A 15,101-nucleotide genomic window follows, 5' to 3' on the forward strand; every position below is an offset into this window, starting at 1 on the left:
CTGAACGAGGATGGGTGCACTGGATGTTTGATCCCAGGCTTTGATGGGGCATCTTTGTCTTCCGAATCAAAGAATGCGCTATGGGCCAGGTTCTTCATGGGAGCGCCACGACGACAGAGGCAGTCCGTCGAGCGATATAACATGGTCAAGAGAGCCTGAGGACGCTTTCGAAACGTTAAGGAATCAATCAGAAGACCGTCGCCAAGTGGCGGAAACGGCCCTCGGTGGCTGATCTTCCGACCGGCCCGAAGGAGCCGAGATCGACGGTGCTCTCCGTCGAGGAGGAGGCGGTCGATGACTGCCTCTATGCATTGCAGCCGACAATCCCGCATCTTACGCGGTCGTCGCTGCACCGCAGCCTGCTGCGCCACGACATCGGCCGCCTGCCGGATATCGACGGCGACAGGCCGGAAAAAGAAGTTCAACGACATTGCCGAGGTGCGCACCGAACAGGACAAGTTACACTTGTTTGTTGCCATCAACCCGGTAGGGTGTCGCGCCGCCCTGTGAAGCTATCCAGCGGAAGTGCCGAACTCGAAAGCCATCGATCCCGTGGCATTGTTAATAGAGGCTGCCGTTCGTGCTTTTGCCCGGGCTGCACGCATGCTTAGATACTTCGCACCGTCCATGCGAACACTCGCAACTGTCTCACCGCTGGACAATTAGGAGGCACTGCGGACGTTAATGGACAAGGCCTCGGCTACAACCCCCACTCATCGCAGCTAGGGCGCCGGCGTGCGACATGGCAATCACCTCTTTGAACGCCTTTATGTGAAATTATTCCTCGCTCATTTGAGGGGGGAAAACGCGGTTGGCGAGAGTATTCTAATGTTTTGAACATCGATCAGCCCTTTGATGCTGTTCAGATAGCCGGGCCACCGAGGATCGCTCAGCATTCTGGACCGCTTCGATGCGCGTTCCGCGAGGTCGGCGTAGCGCCACATCGATACTACGTGATTGAGTTCGCCGATCTCCGACGTAAAGAATGCGTGTGGATCCCCCAGGTGTTCCTGCTGGACCGGAAGACCTAACTCCCGATATTTGTCGAGAAATTCGGAGAGATAACCGGCCCGGATTCTGTAGTCCCGCTCTTCGATGATCATCGCTCGTCTCCACGATCACCAGGCTGCCGCGCCACCGTCGACGGTCAACATCGATCCGGTTGCAAAGCGCGACTCATCGCAGGCGAGATACAAAATGGCATTCGCGATATCTAGTGGCTCCCCGTAACGCCCCATCGGAGCGCGTGCCTTCAGGCCGTTCACAAAGGCGTCGGGATCCGGGACTTGTGTGAGCATTTTGTTGTAGTAATTTGACCAGATGACGCCCGGTGCGACAGAGTTCACGCGGATGTTGTCGACTGAATGGTCGAGAGCCATCGCACGGGTGAGGGCCGCAACGCCGCCTTTCGCCGCGACATATGCGGCACGGTCTTTGATCGCGAATTGTACGATGTTCGAGGCGGTGTTGACGATGGAGCCGCCGCCTCGGGCTCGAATTGCGGGGACCGCATGTTTCGAGCACAAATAGACGCCCTTCAGGTTGACGGCGATAATCTCGTCCCAATCGTCTTCTTGAATGGTTTCGACGGTCCCAAGGCAGCCACGGCCAGCGTTGTTCACGATAATGTCCAGGCCGCCGAATTTGCTTACAGCGAGATCAACCATCGCCTTCACTTCAGTGCTGTCGCGGACGTCCACCTTGCAGCCCACTGCGTTCGAGCCCAGTTTGGCCACCACCTCTTCAACAGCGTCCGCGTTGTAGTCTGCCACCACGACGCGGGCCCCTTCGTTTACGAATAATTCAGCAGTGGCGGCACCGATACCGGCACCCGCGCCGGTGATGATTGCAACTTTGTCGGAAAGACGCATGGCTAGGTTCCTTAAAGCTCGATGTTCTGGAAGTGGCGTACGATGCTTTGCTCGACGCTCAGCGCCGCAAGCCACGAAGTTTTAGGATTGTCGGGAAGCGGACGGTTCTCAAGCGTGATCGAAAAGCGGCCGAAGGCACCACTCGCCTGGACACGATGGATGTTGCTCGAGGAAGCCGGGTCAGCAGTGAGGGTGACTTTGGTTTCGTCGAATCCGATTCCCGCAAGCGCGATGGCTGCCGTGACATTGGCGTTCTTGGGGTAGAGCCTCGCTGCGTCTGCAGCAGTCCCGTCGAAGATTACGGTATTCTCGCGCAAGGAGCCTAGATCAAAAGCCTCCTCGGCAGGAGTTCCCTTCCAGGCACCCGGGGGCTTGCTCCCCGTGTAGGAAACATCGTCAAGCCCTGCGATCTTCGCTGATCTCAGGACGTCAAGGCCGCCAACGGCTCCCGACGCCACGGTCATTCGGCTTTTGCCTCGTCTGGCGGATTCTTCAAGCCGTTCCAACAGTCCCGGATCAGCAAGACTGCCGATGGAAACCACAACGACATCTACACCCGCTTCCAGAACCGCTGGTACCAAGGTGTGTACCGCTTGATGTCCCGCGCATTCCACCACCAAAGACGGTTTCCAGGCGATCAGTTCGTCCGCAGAGCTGAGGAGAGTGATCTCGTGCTGATCCTCGGTTCCATTTCTAAATTCCGTGGGCAGCAAAGCTGCGCCGATTTCGAGTCGCGAATTGGACCGGCGGAGCGACGCCAGCAAGCTTTGCGCCATCGCGCCGAAACCGATAACGGCGATCTTCTTCGGATCGTCAACCATCTGCGCACTCCACAAATTGCCGGACGATTTTGACGAACCGGTCCGGGTGAACCTTCGGGAAAAAATGAGCTCCGTCCAAGGCCTCCAAGCGAGCGCTCGGAATGAGCGTTGCAAGACGCTGCGAGTGGTAGAAGGGCACGAGCGCGTCATCGGTAGCGCCGATGATCAGCGTCGGGGCACGAATTGAAGCGAGTTCCGACGCGCGATGGTCGGATAGCAACATCTCGATTCTGCCTGCCGCGACGGAGAGCGGTGATAGCGCCGCTTCTGCACCCTCAACGGTTCTGAGGAGGTCTTGGCGATTATCTTCGAGGTATGCGGCGGGGTAGCCGAGTGCGTGCGTCAGCGTCTGGTAGGTTTGTGGCCCGGCGTCAAGCAAGACCCGGAGCCGGGCCTCGAACATCGCTCGAAATCGCGCATCCGGCTGTTCCCAGCTGCCGCTGATCACGAGACGGGCAACGGTATCCGGGTGGTCCAGGGCGAGATACTGAGCTACCATTCCACCCGTCGAATGGCCGACGATCGTTGCACTGGAGTGCCCCACTGCTCCTAGCAGTTCCCTCGCGTCTTGCGCGATCCGAGAGATGCTGCCTTTGAAATTCGGGCGGTCGCTTCGACCGGTGCCTCTATGATCAAAGCGGATAACTGTATAATTGTCGATCAGCCGTGCGGCGACGGCATTCCAGAACGAGGCTGAGCCGCCGAGCCCGGGAATAAGAAGCATTGCTTCGCCAGCGCCGGAAACATCGTATGTCACCCGACATCCATCTGATGCCATCAAAGTAGGCATTTGTAACCTTCTAGGGTCTATTCCTTGCTTCCAGCCGAAAAGGCAGTCTGCTGTTCGATCTCGAGTACGTTGTCAGGCCGGGGAAACGGGGTCGGATCGGGCTGACCCGGCTCCATCGGTCGACCAATTTGCTCGAAGAAGTCTTCAAGACCATTGGGCTGAATGAACCATAGCCAATGAAGTTCTTGGTCCGTGCTGGTATTGATGAATTTGTGCCTGCGGTTTCGTCCAACGAAGATTGTGACGCCTGGCTCCGCATCATATTCAACGCCCTCGACCACGGCTTTCCCGCGGCCGGAGATAAAGTGCAGGACTTCGTCGTGGATCGGGTGGGCGTGCTCCCTTACACAACCTTGTGGAGGAAGCGTCTGCGTGCCGAGGCTGAACGGCGTTTCCACGTTCACTATTCCCGGAGCGATCCTGACCGAGATGTGCCCGTTAGCGGGCACTGGTTGCCAGAAGTTCTTGCCTTCCTGAGGCCTAAGTATGAGCATGTCGCCTTTTTCGGGGGCAGTATCCGTCATTTTCAGGGTCTCCGGTCTACGCGGGCAGATAATATTCAGCAGGCTCAGAAGGCATCCTCTTCCTGAGGATATCGTCTGCCAATTTCTCGGCCATCATGATGACTGGGGCGTTGAGATTGCCGCTCACGATCGTTGGCATGATCGACGCGTCGATTACCCGGAGGTTATCGATGCCGTGGACCTTCGCGTGTGCATCGACAACCGCCATTTTGTCGTTGCCCATCCGGCACGTGCAGCAGGGATGATAGTTGGTTCCCGCTTCCTTGCGCAGAAAAGCCAGGATATCTTCATCGGACTGGGCTGCTTTGCCTGGCGTCACCTCCTCGCCGCGGACTTCGTCCCAGGCTTTCTGCGCCACAATGTGACGAATGGCTCTGACGGCCTCGATCGCCTCTTTTCTGTCCTCCTCGTTCTCCAGGAAGTTGAAGACGAACTTGGGGGCGACATCTGGGTCCGCGCTGGAAAGCCAGACCCTTCCTTCGCTTCTTGGCCTCATCAGACTGAAGAAATACTGGAAGCCGTTCTCAAGGGCCACGCTGCCATGTTGCATCTCGCCAATCAGCGGGACGAACTCCAACTGTACATTGGGCACCGGGTGCTTATTGTTCGTGCGCAAAAAGCCACCGACCTCAAAGAAGTTGGTCGCGCCAAGACCCTTCTTCGCCACGAGCCACTGAAGCCCGAGCTTTAACCGCCCAAACCGCGACAGCTTGCTGACAACGGAGACGGGCTTTGTCGCGCGATACTGGACGGGAGCCGCCACGTGATCCTTCAGTCCGCGGCCGACACCAGGGAGATCGGCAACGACCGGGATCGAAAGTTTACGAAGTTCCTCCGCATCGCCGATTCCGGAAAGCATCAACAATTGTGGAGAATTGATAGCTCCAGCTGCCAGTAGGACTTCCTTTCCCACATTGACAGGAAAATGCTTCCCGTCGATCCGAGCGCGGACGCGGACGGCACGCTTCGCATCGAATTCGATTTTGAGGACCTTCGCCTTGACCACAACGTCGAGATTGGGCTGAGGAGGCTGCGCGTGGATGTACGCTTGCGACGAGCTCCACCGGATGCCATTCCCCACGTTTCGCTGAGTGATGTGCATTCCTTCCTGGCGATAGGCATTGTGGTCATCAATGTACTTATAGCCGGCTTGCTCCCCCGCTTTCAGGAAGGCGCGGTACAGCGGACTGTCTGCTTTGCAGGTCTCGATCTTCATCGGACCTTTCCCACCGCGATATGTGTTGCTTCCTTTGTCTGAGGTCTCAGCCCGGCGGAAATAGGGGAGGACGTCCTTGTAGCTCCAGCCTTCGAGGCCCATTGACGCCCAGTTGTCATAGTCCCACGGACTGCCCCGGACCCAGTTCATACCGTTGATCGATGACGAGCCCCCCAGGACGCGTCCACGTGCCTCCAGGATGATACGGTTATTAAGGTGCGGCTCTGGCTCGGAATTGTAGAACCAATTGAATCGGTCGTTAGCCAAGGGCAACGGAAGCGCCGCGGGCATACGGATGTGGATGTGTTGATCCGACGGTCCCGCCTCGAGAAGGAGTACGGTGTTCTTTCCATCTTCCGCAAGCCTCCCCGCAAGCACGCTACCTGCAGAACCAGAGCCGATGATCACGTAATCGTACGTAGAGCGAGACGGCGCTGCCGATATCTTCCCCATTCGAATTCACCTTTTCAGAACCACACCGTGGGCATTGAGAATCGGACCTCTATTGGCCCGACCGATGTTTTCTAATCCTGGATCTTCCAGGTGTCGCCGAGCCTGTAGCCCGTAGGGAACGGATCGGTTGGATCAAGAACATACTGGTGGAAGGCGGATATCCACGCAGTTCCCGTTATCGCCGGCCGAATTGCCGCGCGGCCTGCCACGGACGTTGTCTCGGTGATCTCGCCAATGAACTCGGTGTTGATGATCGACTCGTGAACGAACTTCTCTCCGACGCCGATCAAGCCCTTGGCGTGCATCACAGCAAGACGAGCGCTTGTACCCGTACCGCATGGCGAGCGATCATGCCTACCGGGTGACACGATGACCGTGTTCTTCGACCGCTTAAGGCCACCCTCGACCCGGATGGGGCCGGCGAAGAGCGTTTGATTGATCGTGTGTATTTCCGGATTTTCCGGGTGAACGGCCGGAACTTGTTCGGCCGCTGCCAGCTTTATCTTCTCGCCCACCTCGACAAGTTCTGCAGCTTCGTCTTGCGACAGGGAGTATCCGAGGTCCGTGGCGTCGACCAAGGCATAGATCATTCCGCCGTATGCGACGTCCACCGATACCGTTCCAACACCGGGGACCTCCACGGGCTTGTCCAGAGCTATTACGAACGACGGAACGTTCGAGAACGTCACTCCCAGTACTTTCCCTTCCTTGCAGTCAGCCCTTACCTCGACAAGGCCCGCTGGCGCTTCGAGGTGAAGTACCGTGACCGGTTCGACCATCGGTACCATCCCGGTCTCGAGCAATACCGTTGCAGTGCAGATTGTGTTTGTGCCGGACATCGGCACGTAATACTCCGACTCCATGATGATGAACCCCGCGTCCGCGTCGGCGCGTGTGGGCGGAACGATGAGATTCACGCATTGCGTAACCTTGCCGCGCGGTTCGTGGAGGAGAAACTGCCGGAGTTCGTCGCCGTGCTTTTCCAGATATTGCATCTTCTGGAACATCGTGTCTCCCGGAGGAGGCAGAACGCCGCCAGTGATGACCTCGTTGAGCTCGCCAGCCGCGTGTGCGCCTACGACTGTCACCATTTTGCTGAAACGCATTTCTCGTCACCTCTAGGTCGCCGGGCGCATCACCCATACATGCAGCGACCAAGACGAGTAAACGTTTTCTCGAAAACCGTCAAGCGGCTCTGTTTGAGCCACCTGGTGCCTTCGAGATAGACTCCCTTACAATGAGGCTGGTGTCGAACTGCATCGAGGTCAGCGTCTGGCCCTCTTCGAGGTGCGCGATCATCGCTCTTGCAGCGTAGCGGCCCATATCGCCGGAAGGAACAGAGAGCGTCGTGAGCGGCCTGTAAAGCAAGGGCGCGAAGCTAACATCTTCAAAGCCTGACACCGATATGTCCGACGGAACGGAGATCCCCATCTTCCTGCATTCGGCAAGCACGCCGCACGCCAGCAGGTTAGTGTTGCACATGACAGCGGTCGTTGAAGGGCTTTGTTCCATTATACGCCTGAACGCCTGTCCCGCGTCGTTGATCGAGTAACCCGGCTGAACGACCTGAACAGTCGTCTTGAGGTCATGGGCGCGCATCAGGTCTTCGTACGCGCTCAAGCGCGACTGTTGACGATCGTTGCCTTTCGTCGGTCCGGAGATCAACGCGATATTGCGGTGCCCGAGTTGTAGCATGAGTTCGCCCACCTTCCGGCAGGAGTCATAGTTATCGATCCCCACAGATGGCAGCGCATTGCCCTCGAGATATGAGTAGATCTGAATGATGGGAACGTGATTTTTTTTAGCAAAGTCAAGGAGTTGCTTGTCATCTATTCTCCCGAATACAAGTAGCCCCTCGGCTCCGCGGTTCAAGAGCTTGAAGACGGCATCGAAGATCTTGCTGTTGTCGTAGCCGGACGTCTGCAAGAAGCCGACGTAATCGTGGGCGTACAGTACTTCCTGCACGCCATGCGCTATCTCGGAGAAGATCGGATCGTCCAAGCGGGGAAGCAATGTGCCGATCGTTCGTGTTCGCGCCATCTTCAGCGCCTTGCCCGCGGAATTGGTCGTGTAACCGAGCTGGAAGGCCGCCTCCATCACGCGCTTATACATATCGCGGTTCACGTTGTCCGGCTTGTTGAGGACGCGCGACACGGTCGCAATGGATACCTGTGCTGACTTGGCCACATCATGAATCGTCGCACGGCGCGGGCTTTCTTGCGTTTTCTTCATTCTGGTTCGCGACTCCTGCATATTGGATGGCACAAGGTGCTCGACCCTAATCGTTTTATATTTCTCCAAGCCTAAGGCGTCCACAAAAACCGGATTGACAAAGCTAAACGCGAGTGTTTCTGTGTAAACGTTTACTCGAAGATTGTCAAAATGACTGGGTAAATCCACGAAAAATGAGGGAACTGTCATGAAGCAAGGCCCACTTTCTAGCGAATTATCGCGCCGTGCATTGATGAGAACGCTCGCGGCGGGCGCTGCGGCTTACGCGCTACTTCCGGCAGGCCGTAGCGTTGCGGCGGCGACTGGCATCAATATTCTAAACAGCAACGTAGCGTGGTCGAACGTCCTCACAGATAGCGTCGCCAAGGCCTACAATGCCGCTAAGGTGACCGGCGAATCCAACCCATACGAAGCCCATTACGAAAAGCTACTGATCGAACTGAGCCAGGGATCGAGCACGTTCGATATCTTCACCACCGATAACCTCTGGATCCGCCAGCCGCTCCGCAACGGTTGGGCAAGCGCTTTCGAAGACATACGCGCTAAAGATCCGTCTCTACCGGAAATATCTGTAGGGAAGCTTGCCGCGGCTTCGACGACCTACACCGAATTCGAGGGCAAGCGATGGGGTCTTCCATTGGTGATGACCACCCCGGTATTCGTGTACCGAAAGGACCTTTTCGAGAAGGCGGGCATCACCAAGGTTCCCGAAACTTGGGACGAGTATCGTGATGCCGCTCAGAAGTTGCACTCCGATGAAGTCGCCGGGAATGTATTGATGCTTGGCGGTCAGGATGCCCACGCCAGTGGTGACTGGGGAAGCCGCCTCATGGGCATGACAAAGATCGAGCCTCAGGACGACGGCGTTCTCGACGACAACAACAAGATGGTTTTCAATTCGGAAGGCCAAGGTGCGCGCGCAATCGAACGCCTTCGCGAAGTGTTGCCGTTCTGCCCGAAAGGTGTAGACGGCTTCGACTACGCGGAAGGCTCCTCCGCCATGCAACAGGGCAAGGCGGCAATGATGGTAACCTGGTCCGACGTTATCGTTGGGATCGAGGATGGACCTAACAAAGGCAAATTCGGATATACGGTTTCCCCGACCGAAAAATATCAGCAGCAGATGATCGGCGGGTGGTCGATTCTCATCAATGCGGCTTCCGAGAACAAGGTGGAAGCATACAAGTTCCTGAAATGGATGAGCGATGGAGAGGCATACAAGCTCTTCCGCGAAGGCGGCGAGTCCTCGCTGTGCCTGCAATCTGACATCGACAGCGACGAAGTCCTTGCGAAAGTGCCGATGCTGCAGGCGTTCCGTGATTTCAAGGCCAGAGGCACAACGTCCGTCAGTATTCCTCCTTACCGCCTGACCAACGCGGTCGAAGTTCAGCGTATCCTGTACGAGAACATTCTCGCCGGGGTCAATGGACGTAAAGCTCCGCAGGAAGCAATGGAAGACGCCGAGAAGGCTCTGGCATCCGTGATCCGTTCGTAGTCACTCATCCCAGTCACGGCGCATCGCGCCGTGACTCATTTATGAGGTAAACCTATATGGCTAAGGCTGGCTCGATCGCGATGCCTCCATCAGCGCTGAGTGCGACGAAAGCGGTCAGGGCAGGGGAAAAGAACGTTCCCCGCCTGCTTCTTGCGCCTACGCTCATTATAATGAACGTTGTGGGCCTGTACCCGCTGCTACACTCGCTTTACATTTCGCTGACTAACTACAATCCGACCTTCGGCACCAGCTATTCGTTGATTGGATTCGGGAACTACGCGCGGGCGTTCAGTGACGGCCAATTCTGGCACTCCGTCGGTCTGACGCTTTTGTTCACCGCCATCAGCGTAACCGCTTCACTGACGCTGGCGGTTCTGCTTGCGCTTCTTTTCAATCGGAACAGGCCAGGGTTCTTGTTCTTGCGTACGTTCCTCCTTATCCCGATGCTGATAACACCAATCGCGGTCGGCATCGTTTGGCGCACGATGATGATGCCCGATCTAGGGATATTGAACTACCTGTTGTCGTTGATCGGTTTCCCCGGCCTTGCCTGGGCGGGATCGCCTAGCGGAGCTCTCGCGTCCGTCATCCTTGTCGACGTCTGGCAATGGACCCCGTTCATGTTCATTATCATATTCGCGGGACTCCGATCGCTACCGCGCAGCCCGTTCGAGGCCGCGCAGATCGATGGTGCGGGTCATGTAAGCACCTTCCTCAACGTAACCCTCCCGATGCTGAAGCCTGTCATTGTAATCGCCACGTTGCTGCGCATCGTTGACGCATTCAGAACTTACGACACGGTTTACATAATCACGCGGGGCGGGCCCGATTTCGCGACCGACTTGCTAAGCGTGTATCTGCAACGCGTGAACTTCCGAATTTTCGATCTTGGATATGGCTCGGCGCTTTCTTGGATCGCCCTCGTCATCATCCTCCTGATCGTCATCGTCTTCGTTAACGTGACCGGCTTTCTCAAGTTGGTTGCTGACAAAGAAAGCCGATAGGAGCGTGAGATGCCCAATGTAAGACTGATAAAAAAAGGCGTCGGCGACTCGGCCGCGTACCTGACAGCTATCGCGGCCGCGGCATTCTTCGCGTTTCCCATCTACTGGATGGCCTCGTCATCCTTCAAGTCAGAGGTCGACATTTCGGCCTTTCCTCCGGTCTGGTCGTTTACGCCGGTTCTCGACAACTACAAGCAGCTGTTTACGGAGTTGAACGCCTGGGATGCGCTGGTCAACAGCGCCTTGATCGTAGGCTTGTCAACGTGTGTAGCCATGGCCGCAGGTACGATGGCAGCCTACGCACTCGCTCGCTTCCCACTAAAAGGGAAGGAGTTCCTTGCGTTCGAAATCCTTTCAATTCGAATGCTGCCCCCTATCGTGTCGGTGATTCCGATGTTCATCATCGCTCGCCAACTGGGTGTTTTCGACACGCCGTGGCTTCTGACCGCCGCCTATGCGCTATCGGGCTTGCCTTTCGTCGTCTGGGTCATGCGGGTGTTCATCCAGGACATCCCCCAGTCCATCGAGGAGGCCGCAATGATCGACGGCTGCAGCAGGTTCGAAACCTTCTGGCGCGTTACGCTGCCGCTCCTACTTCCGGGTTTGGCGGCTACGATGGTCATTGTCTTTATGTTTGCTTGGAACGAATTCCTGCTTGCAAGCATGCTGACGTCCCAGGAGGCTAAGACACTTCCGGTGATCGCAGCCAATGCAATTAAGCCCAAGGCTATTGCCTGGGGTCTCGCCTCGGCCGCTGGAGTCGTGATGTCGCTCCCGGTAGTCGTCCTCGTCCTCCTAATGCAACGGTACCTTGTCCGAGGGCTGACACTAGGCGCGGTCAAAGGTTAAGGAGCCCCAATATGGCTATTCATATCGATACAGTTACCAAGCAGTTCGGACCACTCAAGGTCGTGAACGGCGTGTCTGTCGACATCAAGGACGGCGAGTTCTTCTGTATGCTCGGTCCGTCGGGCTGCGGCAAGACGACCACGTTGAGAATGGTTGCGGGGCTTGAGCTCCCCACCTCCGGACGTATCAGCATCAATGGCGCGGACATGACCTACGCCGAGCCGCGCCACCGCGACATCGCCATGGCATTTCAAGATTACGGCCTCTACCCCAATATGACCGTGTTCAAGAACATTGAGTTTCCGCTTAGGATCCGCAAGGTAGATGAACGGAGCCGTAGGCGAAAAGTGGAGGAAACCGCCGAGAAGCTAGGTTTGCACGAATATCTGCAGCGCAAGCCTTCGCAGCTTTCCGGCGGCCAACGTCAGCGCGTTTCCCTCGCGCGAGCGTTGGTCCGAAATCCTAAAGTCTTTCTTATGGATGAGCCCCTTTCCAATCTCGACGCGAAACTGCGAGCCGTCATGCGCACCGAGATCAAGAAGCTCGTGACCAGCCTGGGGATCACGACGATCTACGTCACTCATGACCAGATTGAAGCGATGGCGATGGCTGATCGAATTGCAGTCATGAGCAAGGGAAACATGGTTCAGGTCGCCTCGCCACTCGAGGTCTACGATCGTCCTAAAACGCGGTTTGTCGCCGAGTTCATCGGCTCCCCGCCTATGAATCTGTTTCCCGCAACGCTTAAGCAGGGCGCGGCCGTTACATGCGTCATTCCAGCCTTCGCCCACTCGCTCAGCGAGGAGGAGCGTGCATTCGCCTCGCGAGTAGTGGACTCGAACGGAGGATTGCTTCTGGGAATTCGCCCGGAGCACCTCGTTGTCACGGCACCGGGTAGCTCCGGTGCGACCGAAGCCCTTGTCGAGCTGGTCGAACCGCTTGGGCAGACGACGAATGTTTACGTCAGTGTCGGCGACATCCGGTTCGTTATCGTAACTGACAGAACGCAGGTCAGGGCCGGAGATAGCATCGGCATAATCGCGCCGCCGGACCTGCTTAGGGTAGTCGCGAACGATGATGTTGCAGTCCGCCAATAACAAAAAGCAAATCGAGAAGGAGACAAGATGACGAACGTCCGCGATTATGGGAACTGGATTGAAGGGGCCTGGCTAAGAGGCGCGTCGAGCGTGGAACGTAGATCCCCGGCGAACGGCGAGCTGCTGGCGCGATTTGCTGATAGCGGAGAGAAAGAAGTCGATCTAGCGGTTCAGGCTGCGAGAAGGGCCTTCGACGATCGTTCGGTCTGGTCCGCTCTTCCGGGGTCTGAGCGCGGAAAGGCTATTGGGCGGTGGATCGACTTGCTTGTCCGCGATACCGAGAAGCTGGCCAGGATGGAGGCCGAAGAAGTCGGCAAGCCAGTACGATTTGGACGGGGCGAAACGGAGTGGTCCATCGAACTCGCGCGTTACGCGGCAGCTCTTGCCTGGCAGATTCCCAGCGATCTCGTCAATCATGCCGGCGATGCCAACCTTGGCCTGATCGTTCGGGAACCGCGCGGCGTCATCGGAATGATTACCCCGTGGAATTTTCCTCTCGTTACGCTTTTCCAAAAGCTTCCATACGCGCTGGCAGCGGGTTGTACCGTTGTCATAAAGCCGTCCGAGCTTACTTCCAGCACAACGCTGGAGATCGCTGCGCTCGCGAAGGAGGCGGGTATCCCAGACGGCGTTATCAACGTGGTAACAGGCTCGGGAAAAACAGTGGGGGAGGCGCTGACAGGGCATCGCGGGGTCGACATGATTTCGTTTACCGGCTCCACTGCGGTAGGCAAGCGCATCGCGGCGCGCGCCGCTGAACAAATGAAACGGGTTGGTCTCGAGCTCGGCGGGAAAGCAGCCAACGTGGTGTTCGCTGACGCGGATATCGATGCTGCTCTAGACGGAGTGCTCTTCGGTTACATTCTCAATCAAGGCGAGGAGTGCGTCCAGGGAACTCGGCTGCTGATCGAAGAATCGATCGCCGGGGAGTTCGTTTCTAAACTTGTCGAACGGTCGAAGAGGATCCGAATCGGACTGCCGGAGGACCCGGAAGCCGATTTGGGAGCGCTGATCCATGAGCAGCACATGGAAAAGGTCCTTGACTACATTCAATCTGGCTTGGATGAGGGCGCAAGACTTGAACTGGGCGGAAACAGGCTAACCGATGCCCCGTTCGGGCGGGGCTACTACGTAGCTCCAACCATTTTCTCAAATGTCACACCTGGGATGAAGATCTTCCGGGAGGAGATTTTCGGACCCGTACTTGCCGTAACGACATTCAAAACGGTATCGGAGGCTATCGTATTGGCCAATGACACCAATTATGGTCTTGGCAACGGGCTCTGGACCAAAGATATCGACAAGGCAATCCAGGTGTCGCGTGAACTGAAGAGCGGCACGGTCTCCGTGAACACATTCCTCGAGACCTCGGTGCAGATGCCTTTCGGCGGCTACAAAGAGAGCGGTGTGGGCCGAGAGAACGGGCTCGACGGCTTGCTCGAATACACCGAAGTCAAGTCAATCTTCATAAAAGTTGGCAAACGCGCCCATGCGTTGCCTCATACCGCAAGCTGACCTCCCAGCGGCGGGCGACGGCCGTCTTGAAGCTTTGCTGACAGCGGCCATAGCGGGTGGCGGGTCTCCGCCACCCGCGCTCTTTCCGGAATCAAAGATGCTGACGATTGATTTTAAGAAGCTACCCGAAGCGATCATATTCGATTTCGACGGGGTTATACTCGATACAGCGCGAAGCAAGACCGATGCATTCGCCCTGTGCTACCAGGGCGAGAGCGAAGAGAAAATCCGGCAGGTCATCGACTACCAAGAGCGCCACGGCGGCATAGGCCGGAAGCAGAAGTTTGAGTATTTTGAAGCTCACGTCTTCGGCAGACGAGTTGACGCTCACCGCATTGAGCTACTGTGCGAACGGTTCGGGGCGATTGTGGAACAAGGGATGCGCGATGCTCCGTTCGTCGAAGGTGCTCGCGAACTACTTGCAGTACTCAGAGGGAGGCTTCCCCTACATATCGTTTCGGGCATGCCGGAAATCGATCTCTTGACGGTCTTAGAAGACCGGGATCTCAGCCAGTTCTTTGTCTCGGCTGCGGGCTCGCCCAAGACGAAGATCGATGAATTTCGTCGTATTATGGAGCAGGGCCATAACGCGCCGCATTCGATTCTTGCGATCGGCGACTCCCGCACGGAATTCGACGCTGCGGTAGAGCTGGGAATACCCTTTCTTGCCATCGTTGCCGACGACGCTCCGGACTTCTTTCCGCAGGACGTAGTGCGGTACAGAAACATTGCGGATCTCGCAAAGGGCGAATGGCGAACCTGACTTTCAATGCAAGGGAATCACGGCTTGAGAACCGCTTGGTTAGAAGCCGAGATGGGATCGGTCCTGTCGAGGAGCCATCTCACCACCCCCGCCATCCCTCCGTCATCTGCCGGCGCGCCAATGTACTCCGAAATCTCCTTGATGCTCGTGATCGCGTTGCCCACCGTGACGGCGGTGCTAGCCCAACGTAAGAGACTCAGGCCGTTCTCCGCATCCCCGGCCGCGACGCAATGCTGCCGGTCCAGTTTGAGGTGAGCCGCTAGGCGGCGCGCTCCGTCGCCCTTAGAGACACCCTTCGGTGCTATTTCCAGGAGACGTTCGTTAGAACGAGAGACCTCGCAGCTTTCGGAAAGAAATGCCCGCATGCTGTCGAACCGTAAGCACCCGATTGGCACCGCCTGCCGAATAGCGCCTTGATGGCCTAAGACACGTCCTTAACGACGTCGTTAGCGACGTATCTTAGGCGAGGTA

At 57.0% G+C, this 15,101-nt stretch carries 15 protein-coding genes and 1 pseudogene; 7 read left to right on the top strand and 9 right to left on the bottom strand.

The genetic code is table 11. The features are described from left to right. Nucleotides 1-80 precede the first annotated feature (80 nt). A pseudogene (locus FHT71_RS13695) lies at nucleotides 81-483 on the top strand (IS481 family transposase); the annotation flags it as partial. A gap of 29 nt (nucleotides 484-512) precedes the next feature. Here the strand turns inward: FHT71_RS13695 and FHT71_RS31645 are convergent. The 9 genes from FHT71_RS31645 to FHT71_RS13740 all read right to left on the bottom strand — a co-directional run bounded on the left by FHT71_RS31645 (nucleotide 513) and on the right by FHT71_RS13740 (nucleotide 8,096). Further along, the gene (locus FHT71_RS31645; protein WP_348649305.1) at nucleotides 513-629 is read right to left on the bottom strand and encodes a hypothetical protein; all 117 of its coding nucleotides are present in this window, start codon (nucleotides 627-629) and stop codon (nucleotides 513-515) included. A gap of 159 nt (nucleotides 630-788) precedes the next feature. Beyond that, on the bottom strand, nucleotides 789-1,103 hold the full coding sequence (locus FHT71_RS13705; protein ID WP_183720291.1) for an NIPSNAP family protein: 315 nt from the start codon (nucleotides 1,101-1,103) through the stop codon (nucleotides 789-791). Between the two features lie 15 nt (nucleotides 1,104-1,118). Further along, the gene (locus FHT71_RS13710; RefSeq protein ID WP_183720294.1) at nucleotides 1,119-1,871 is read right to left on the bottom strand and encodes an SDR family oxidoreductase; all 753 of its coding nucleotides are present in this window, start codon (nucleotides 1,869-1,871) and stop codon (nucleotides 1,119-1,121) included. Between the two features lie 11 nt (nucleotides 1,872-1,882). Beyond that, nucleotides 1,883-2,692: an aspartate dehydrogenase gene (locus tag FHT71_RS13715; RefSeq protein ID WP_183720297.1), complete on the bottom strand. Its 810-nt coding sequence runs from the start codon at nucleotides 2,690-2,692 to the stop codon at nucleotides 1,883-1,885. Beyond that, nucleotides 2,685-3,449, bottom strand: a complete 765-nt coding sequence (locus FHT71_RS13720; protein ID WP_183720300.1) for an alpha/beta fold hydrolase — start codon at nucleotides 3,447-3,449, stop codon at nucleotides 2,685-2,687. The genes FHT71_RS13715 and FHT71_RS13720 overlap by 8 nt, the downstream gene beginning before the upstream one ends. A 50-nt stretch (nucleotides 3,450-3,499) precedes the next feature. After that, complete coding sequence (locus FHT71_RS13725) at nucleotides 3,500-4,006, bottom strand: cupin domain-containing protein (RefSeq protein WP_183720303.1); 507 nt, start codon at nucleotides 4,004-4,006, stop codon at nucleotides 3,500-3,502. Nucleotides 4,007-4,022: 16 nt separating this feature from the next. Continuing rightward, complete coding sequence (locus FHT71_RS13730; RefSeq protein WP_183720306.1) at nucleotides 4,023-5,675, bottom strand: choline dehydrogenase; 1,653 nt, start codon at nucleotides 5,673-5,675, stop codon at nucleotides 4,023-4,025. Between the two features lie 71 nt (nucleotides 5,676-5,746). After that, nucleotides 5,747-6,781: a proline racemase family protein gene (locus FHT71_RS13735; RefSeq protein WP_183720308.1), complete on the bottom strand. Its 1,035-nt coding sequence runs from the start codon at nucleotides 6,779-6,781 to the stop codon at nucleotides 5,747-5,749. A 79-nt stretch (nucleotides 6,782-6,860) separates the two neighbouring features. After that, complete coding sequence (locus FHT71_RS13740) at nucleotides 6,861-8,096, bottom strand: LacI family DNA-binding transcriptional regulator (RefSeq protein ID WP_183720311.1); 1,236 nt, start codon at nucleotides 8,094-8,096, stop codon at nucleotides 6,861-6,863. On the opposite strand from FHT71_RS13740, the gene FHT71_RS13745 reads away from it, so the two are divergent. The 6 genes from FHT71_RS13745 (at nucleotide 8,095) to FHT71_RS13770 (ending at nucleotide 14,630) form a co-directional block, all read left to right on the top strand. Beyond that, nucleotides 8,095-9,402: an extracellular solute-binding protein gene (locus tag FHT71_RS13745; protein WP_183720314.1), complete on the top strand. Its 1,308-nt coding sequence runs from the start codon at nucleotides 8,095-8,097 to the stop codon at nucleotides 9,400-9,402. The genes FHT71_RS13740 and FHT71_RS13745 overlap by 2 nt on opposite strands. 56 nt (nucleotides 9,403-9,458) lie before the next feature. Beyond that, complete coding sequence (locus tag FHT71_RS13750) at nucleotides 9,459-10,406, top strand: sugar ABC transporter permease (RefSeq protein WP_183720317.1); 948 nt, start codon at nucleotides 9,459-9,461, stop codon at nucleotides 10,404-10,406. 9 nt (nucleotides 10,407-10,415) lie between these two features. Further along, complete coding sequence (locus FHT71_RS13755) at nucleotides 10,416-11,255, top strand: carbohydrate ABC transporter permease (protein WP_183720320.1); 840 nt, start codon at nucleotides 10,416-10,418, stop codon at nucleotides 11,253-11,255. Nucleotides 11,256-11,266: 11 nt separating this feature from the next. Beyond that, nucleotides 11,267-12,352 (top strand): ABC transporter ATP-binding protein, encoded by a 1,086-nt coding sequence (locus FHT71_RS13760; RefSeq protein WP_183720323.1) that lies wholly within the window; start codon nucleotides 11,267-11,269, stop codon nucleotides 12,350-12,352. A gap of 27 nt (nucleotides 12,353-12,379) precedes the next feature. Next, entirely contained in the window at nucleotides 12,380-13,867 is a 1,488-nt protein-coding gene (locus tag FHT71_RS13765) for an aldehyde dehydrogenase family protein (RefSeq protein ID WP_183720327.1), read from the top strand. A gap of 97 nt (nucleotides 13,868-13,964) precedes the next feature. Further along, nucleotides 13,965-14,630 (top strand): HAD family hydrolase, encoded by a 666-nt coding sequence (locus tag FHT71_RS13770; protein ID WP_183720330.1) that lies wholly within the window; start codon nucleotides 13,965-13,967, stop codon nucleotides 14,628-14,630. The last annotated feature ends 471 nt before the right edge of the window (nucleotides 14,631-15,101 follow it).

The organism is Rhizobium sp. BK060 (genome assembly GCF_014193145.1).
Lineage (GTDB): Bacteria > Pseudomonadota > Alphaproteobacteria > Rhizobiales > Rhizobiaceae > Rhizobium.

Excerpts from the sequence above, each read along its gene's own strand:
- FHT71_RS13765 (WP_183720327.1), top strand. The coding sequence starts at position 12,380 with ATGACGAACGTCCGCGATTATGGGAACTGGATTGAAGGGGCCTGGCTA.
- FHT71_RS13735 (WP_183720308.1), bottom strand. The coding sequence starts at position 6,781 with ATGCGTTTCAGCAAAATGGTGACAGTCGTAGGCGCACACGCGGCTGGC.
- FHT71_RS13760 (WP_183720323.1), top strand. The coding sequence starts at position 11,267 with ATGGCTATTCATATCGATACAGTTACCAAGCAGTTCGGACCACTCAAG.
- FHT71_RS31645 (WP_348649305.1), bottom strand. The coding sequence starts at position 629 with ATGGACGGTGCGAAGTATCTAAGCATGCGTGCAGCCCGGGCAAAAGCA.
- FHT71_RS13740 (WP_183720311.1), bottom strand. The coding sequence starts at position 8,096 with ATGACAGTTCCCTCATTTTTCGTGGATTTACCCAGTCATTTTGACAAT.
- FHT71_RS13750 (WP_183720317.1), top strand. The coding sequence starts at position 9,459 with ATGGCTAAGGCTGGCTCGATCGCGATGCCTCCATCAGCGCTGAGTGCG.
- FHT71_RS13770 (WP_183720330.1), top strand. The coding sequence starts at position 13,965 with ATGCTGACGATTGATTTTAAGAAGCTACCCGAAGCGATCATATTCGAT.
- FHT71_RS13730 (WP_183720306.1), bottom strand. The coding sequence starts at position 5,675 with ATGGGGAAGATATCGGCAGCGCCGTCTCGCTCTACGTACGATTACGTG.
- FHT71_RS13705 (WP_183720291.1), bottom strand. The coding sequence starts at position 1,103 with ATGATCATCGAAGAGCGGGACTACAGAATCCGGGCCGGTTATCTCTCC.
- FHT71_RS13715 (WP_183720297.1), bottom strand. The coding sequence starts at position 2,692 with ATGGTTGACGATCCGAAGAAGATCGCCGTTATCGGTTTCGGCGCGATG.
- FHT71_RS13710 (WP_183720294.1), bottom strand. The coding sequence starts at position 1,871 with ATGCGTCTTTCCGACAAAGTTGCAATCATCACCGGCGCGGGTGCCGGT.
- FHT71_RS13725 (WP_183720303.1), bottom strand. The coding sequence starts at position 4,006 with ATGACGGATACTGCCCCCGAAAAAGGCGACATGCTCATACTTAGGCCT.
- FHT71_RS13755 (WP_183720320.1), top strand. The coding sequence starts at position 10,416 with ATGCCCAATGTAAGACTGATAAAAAAAGGCGTCGGCGACTCGGCCGCG.
- FHT71_RS13745 (WP_183720314.1), top strand. The coding sequence starts at position 8,095 with ATGAAGCAAGGCCCACTTTCTAGCGAATTATCGCGCCGTGCATTGATG.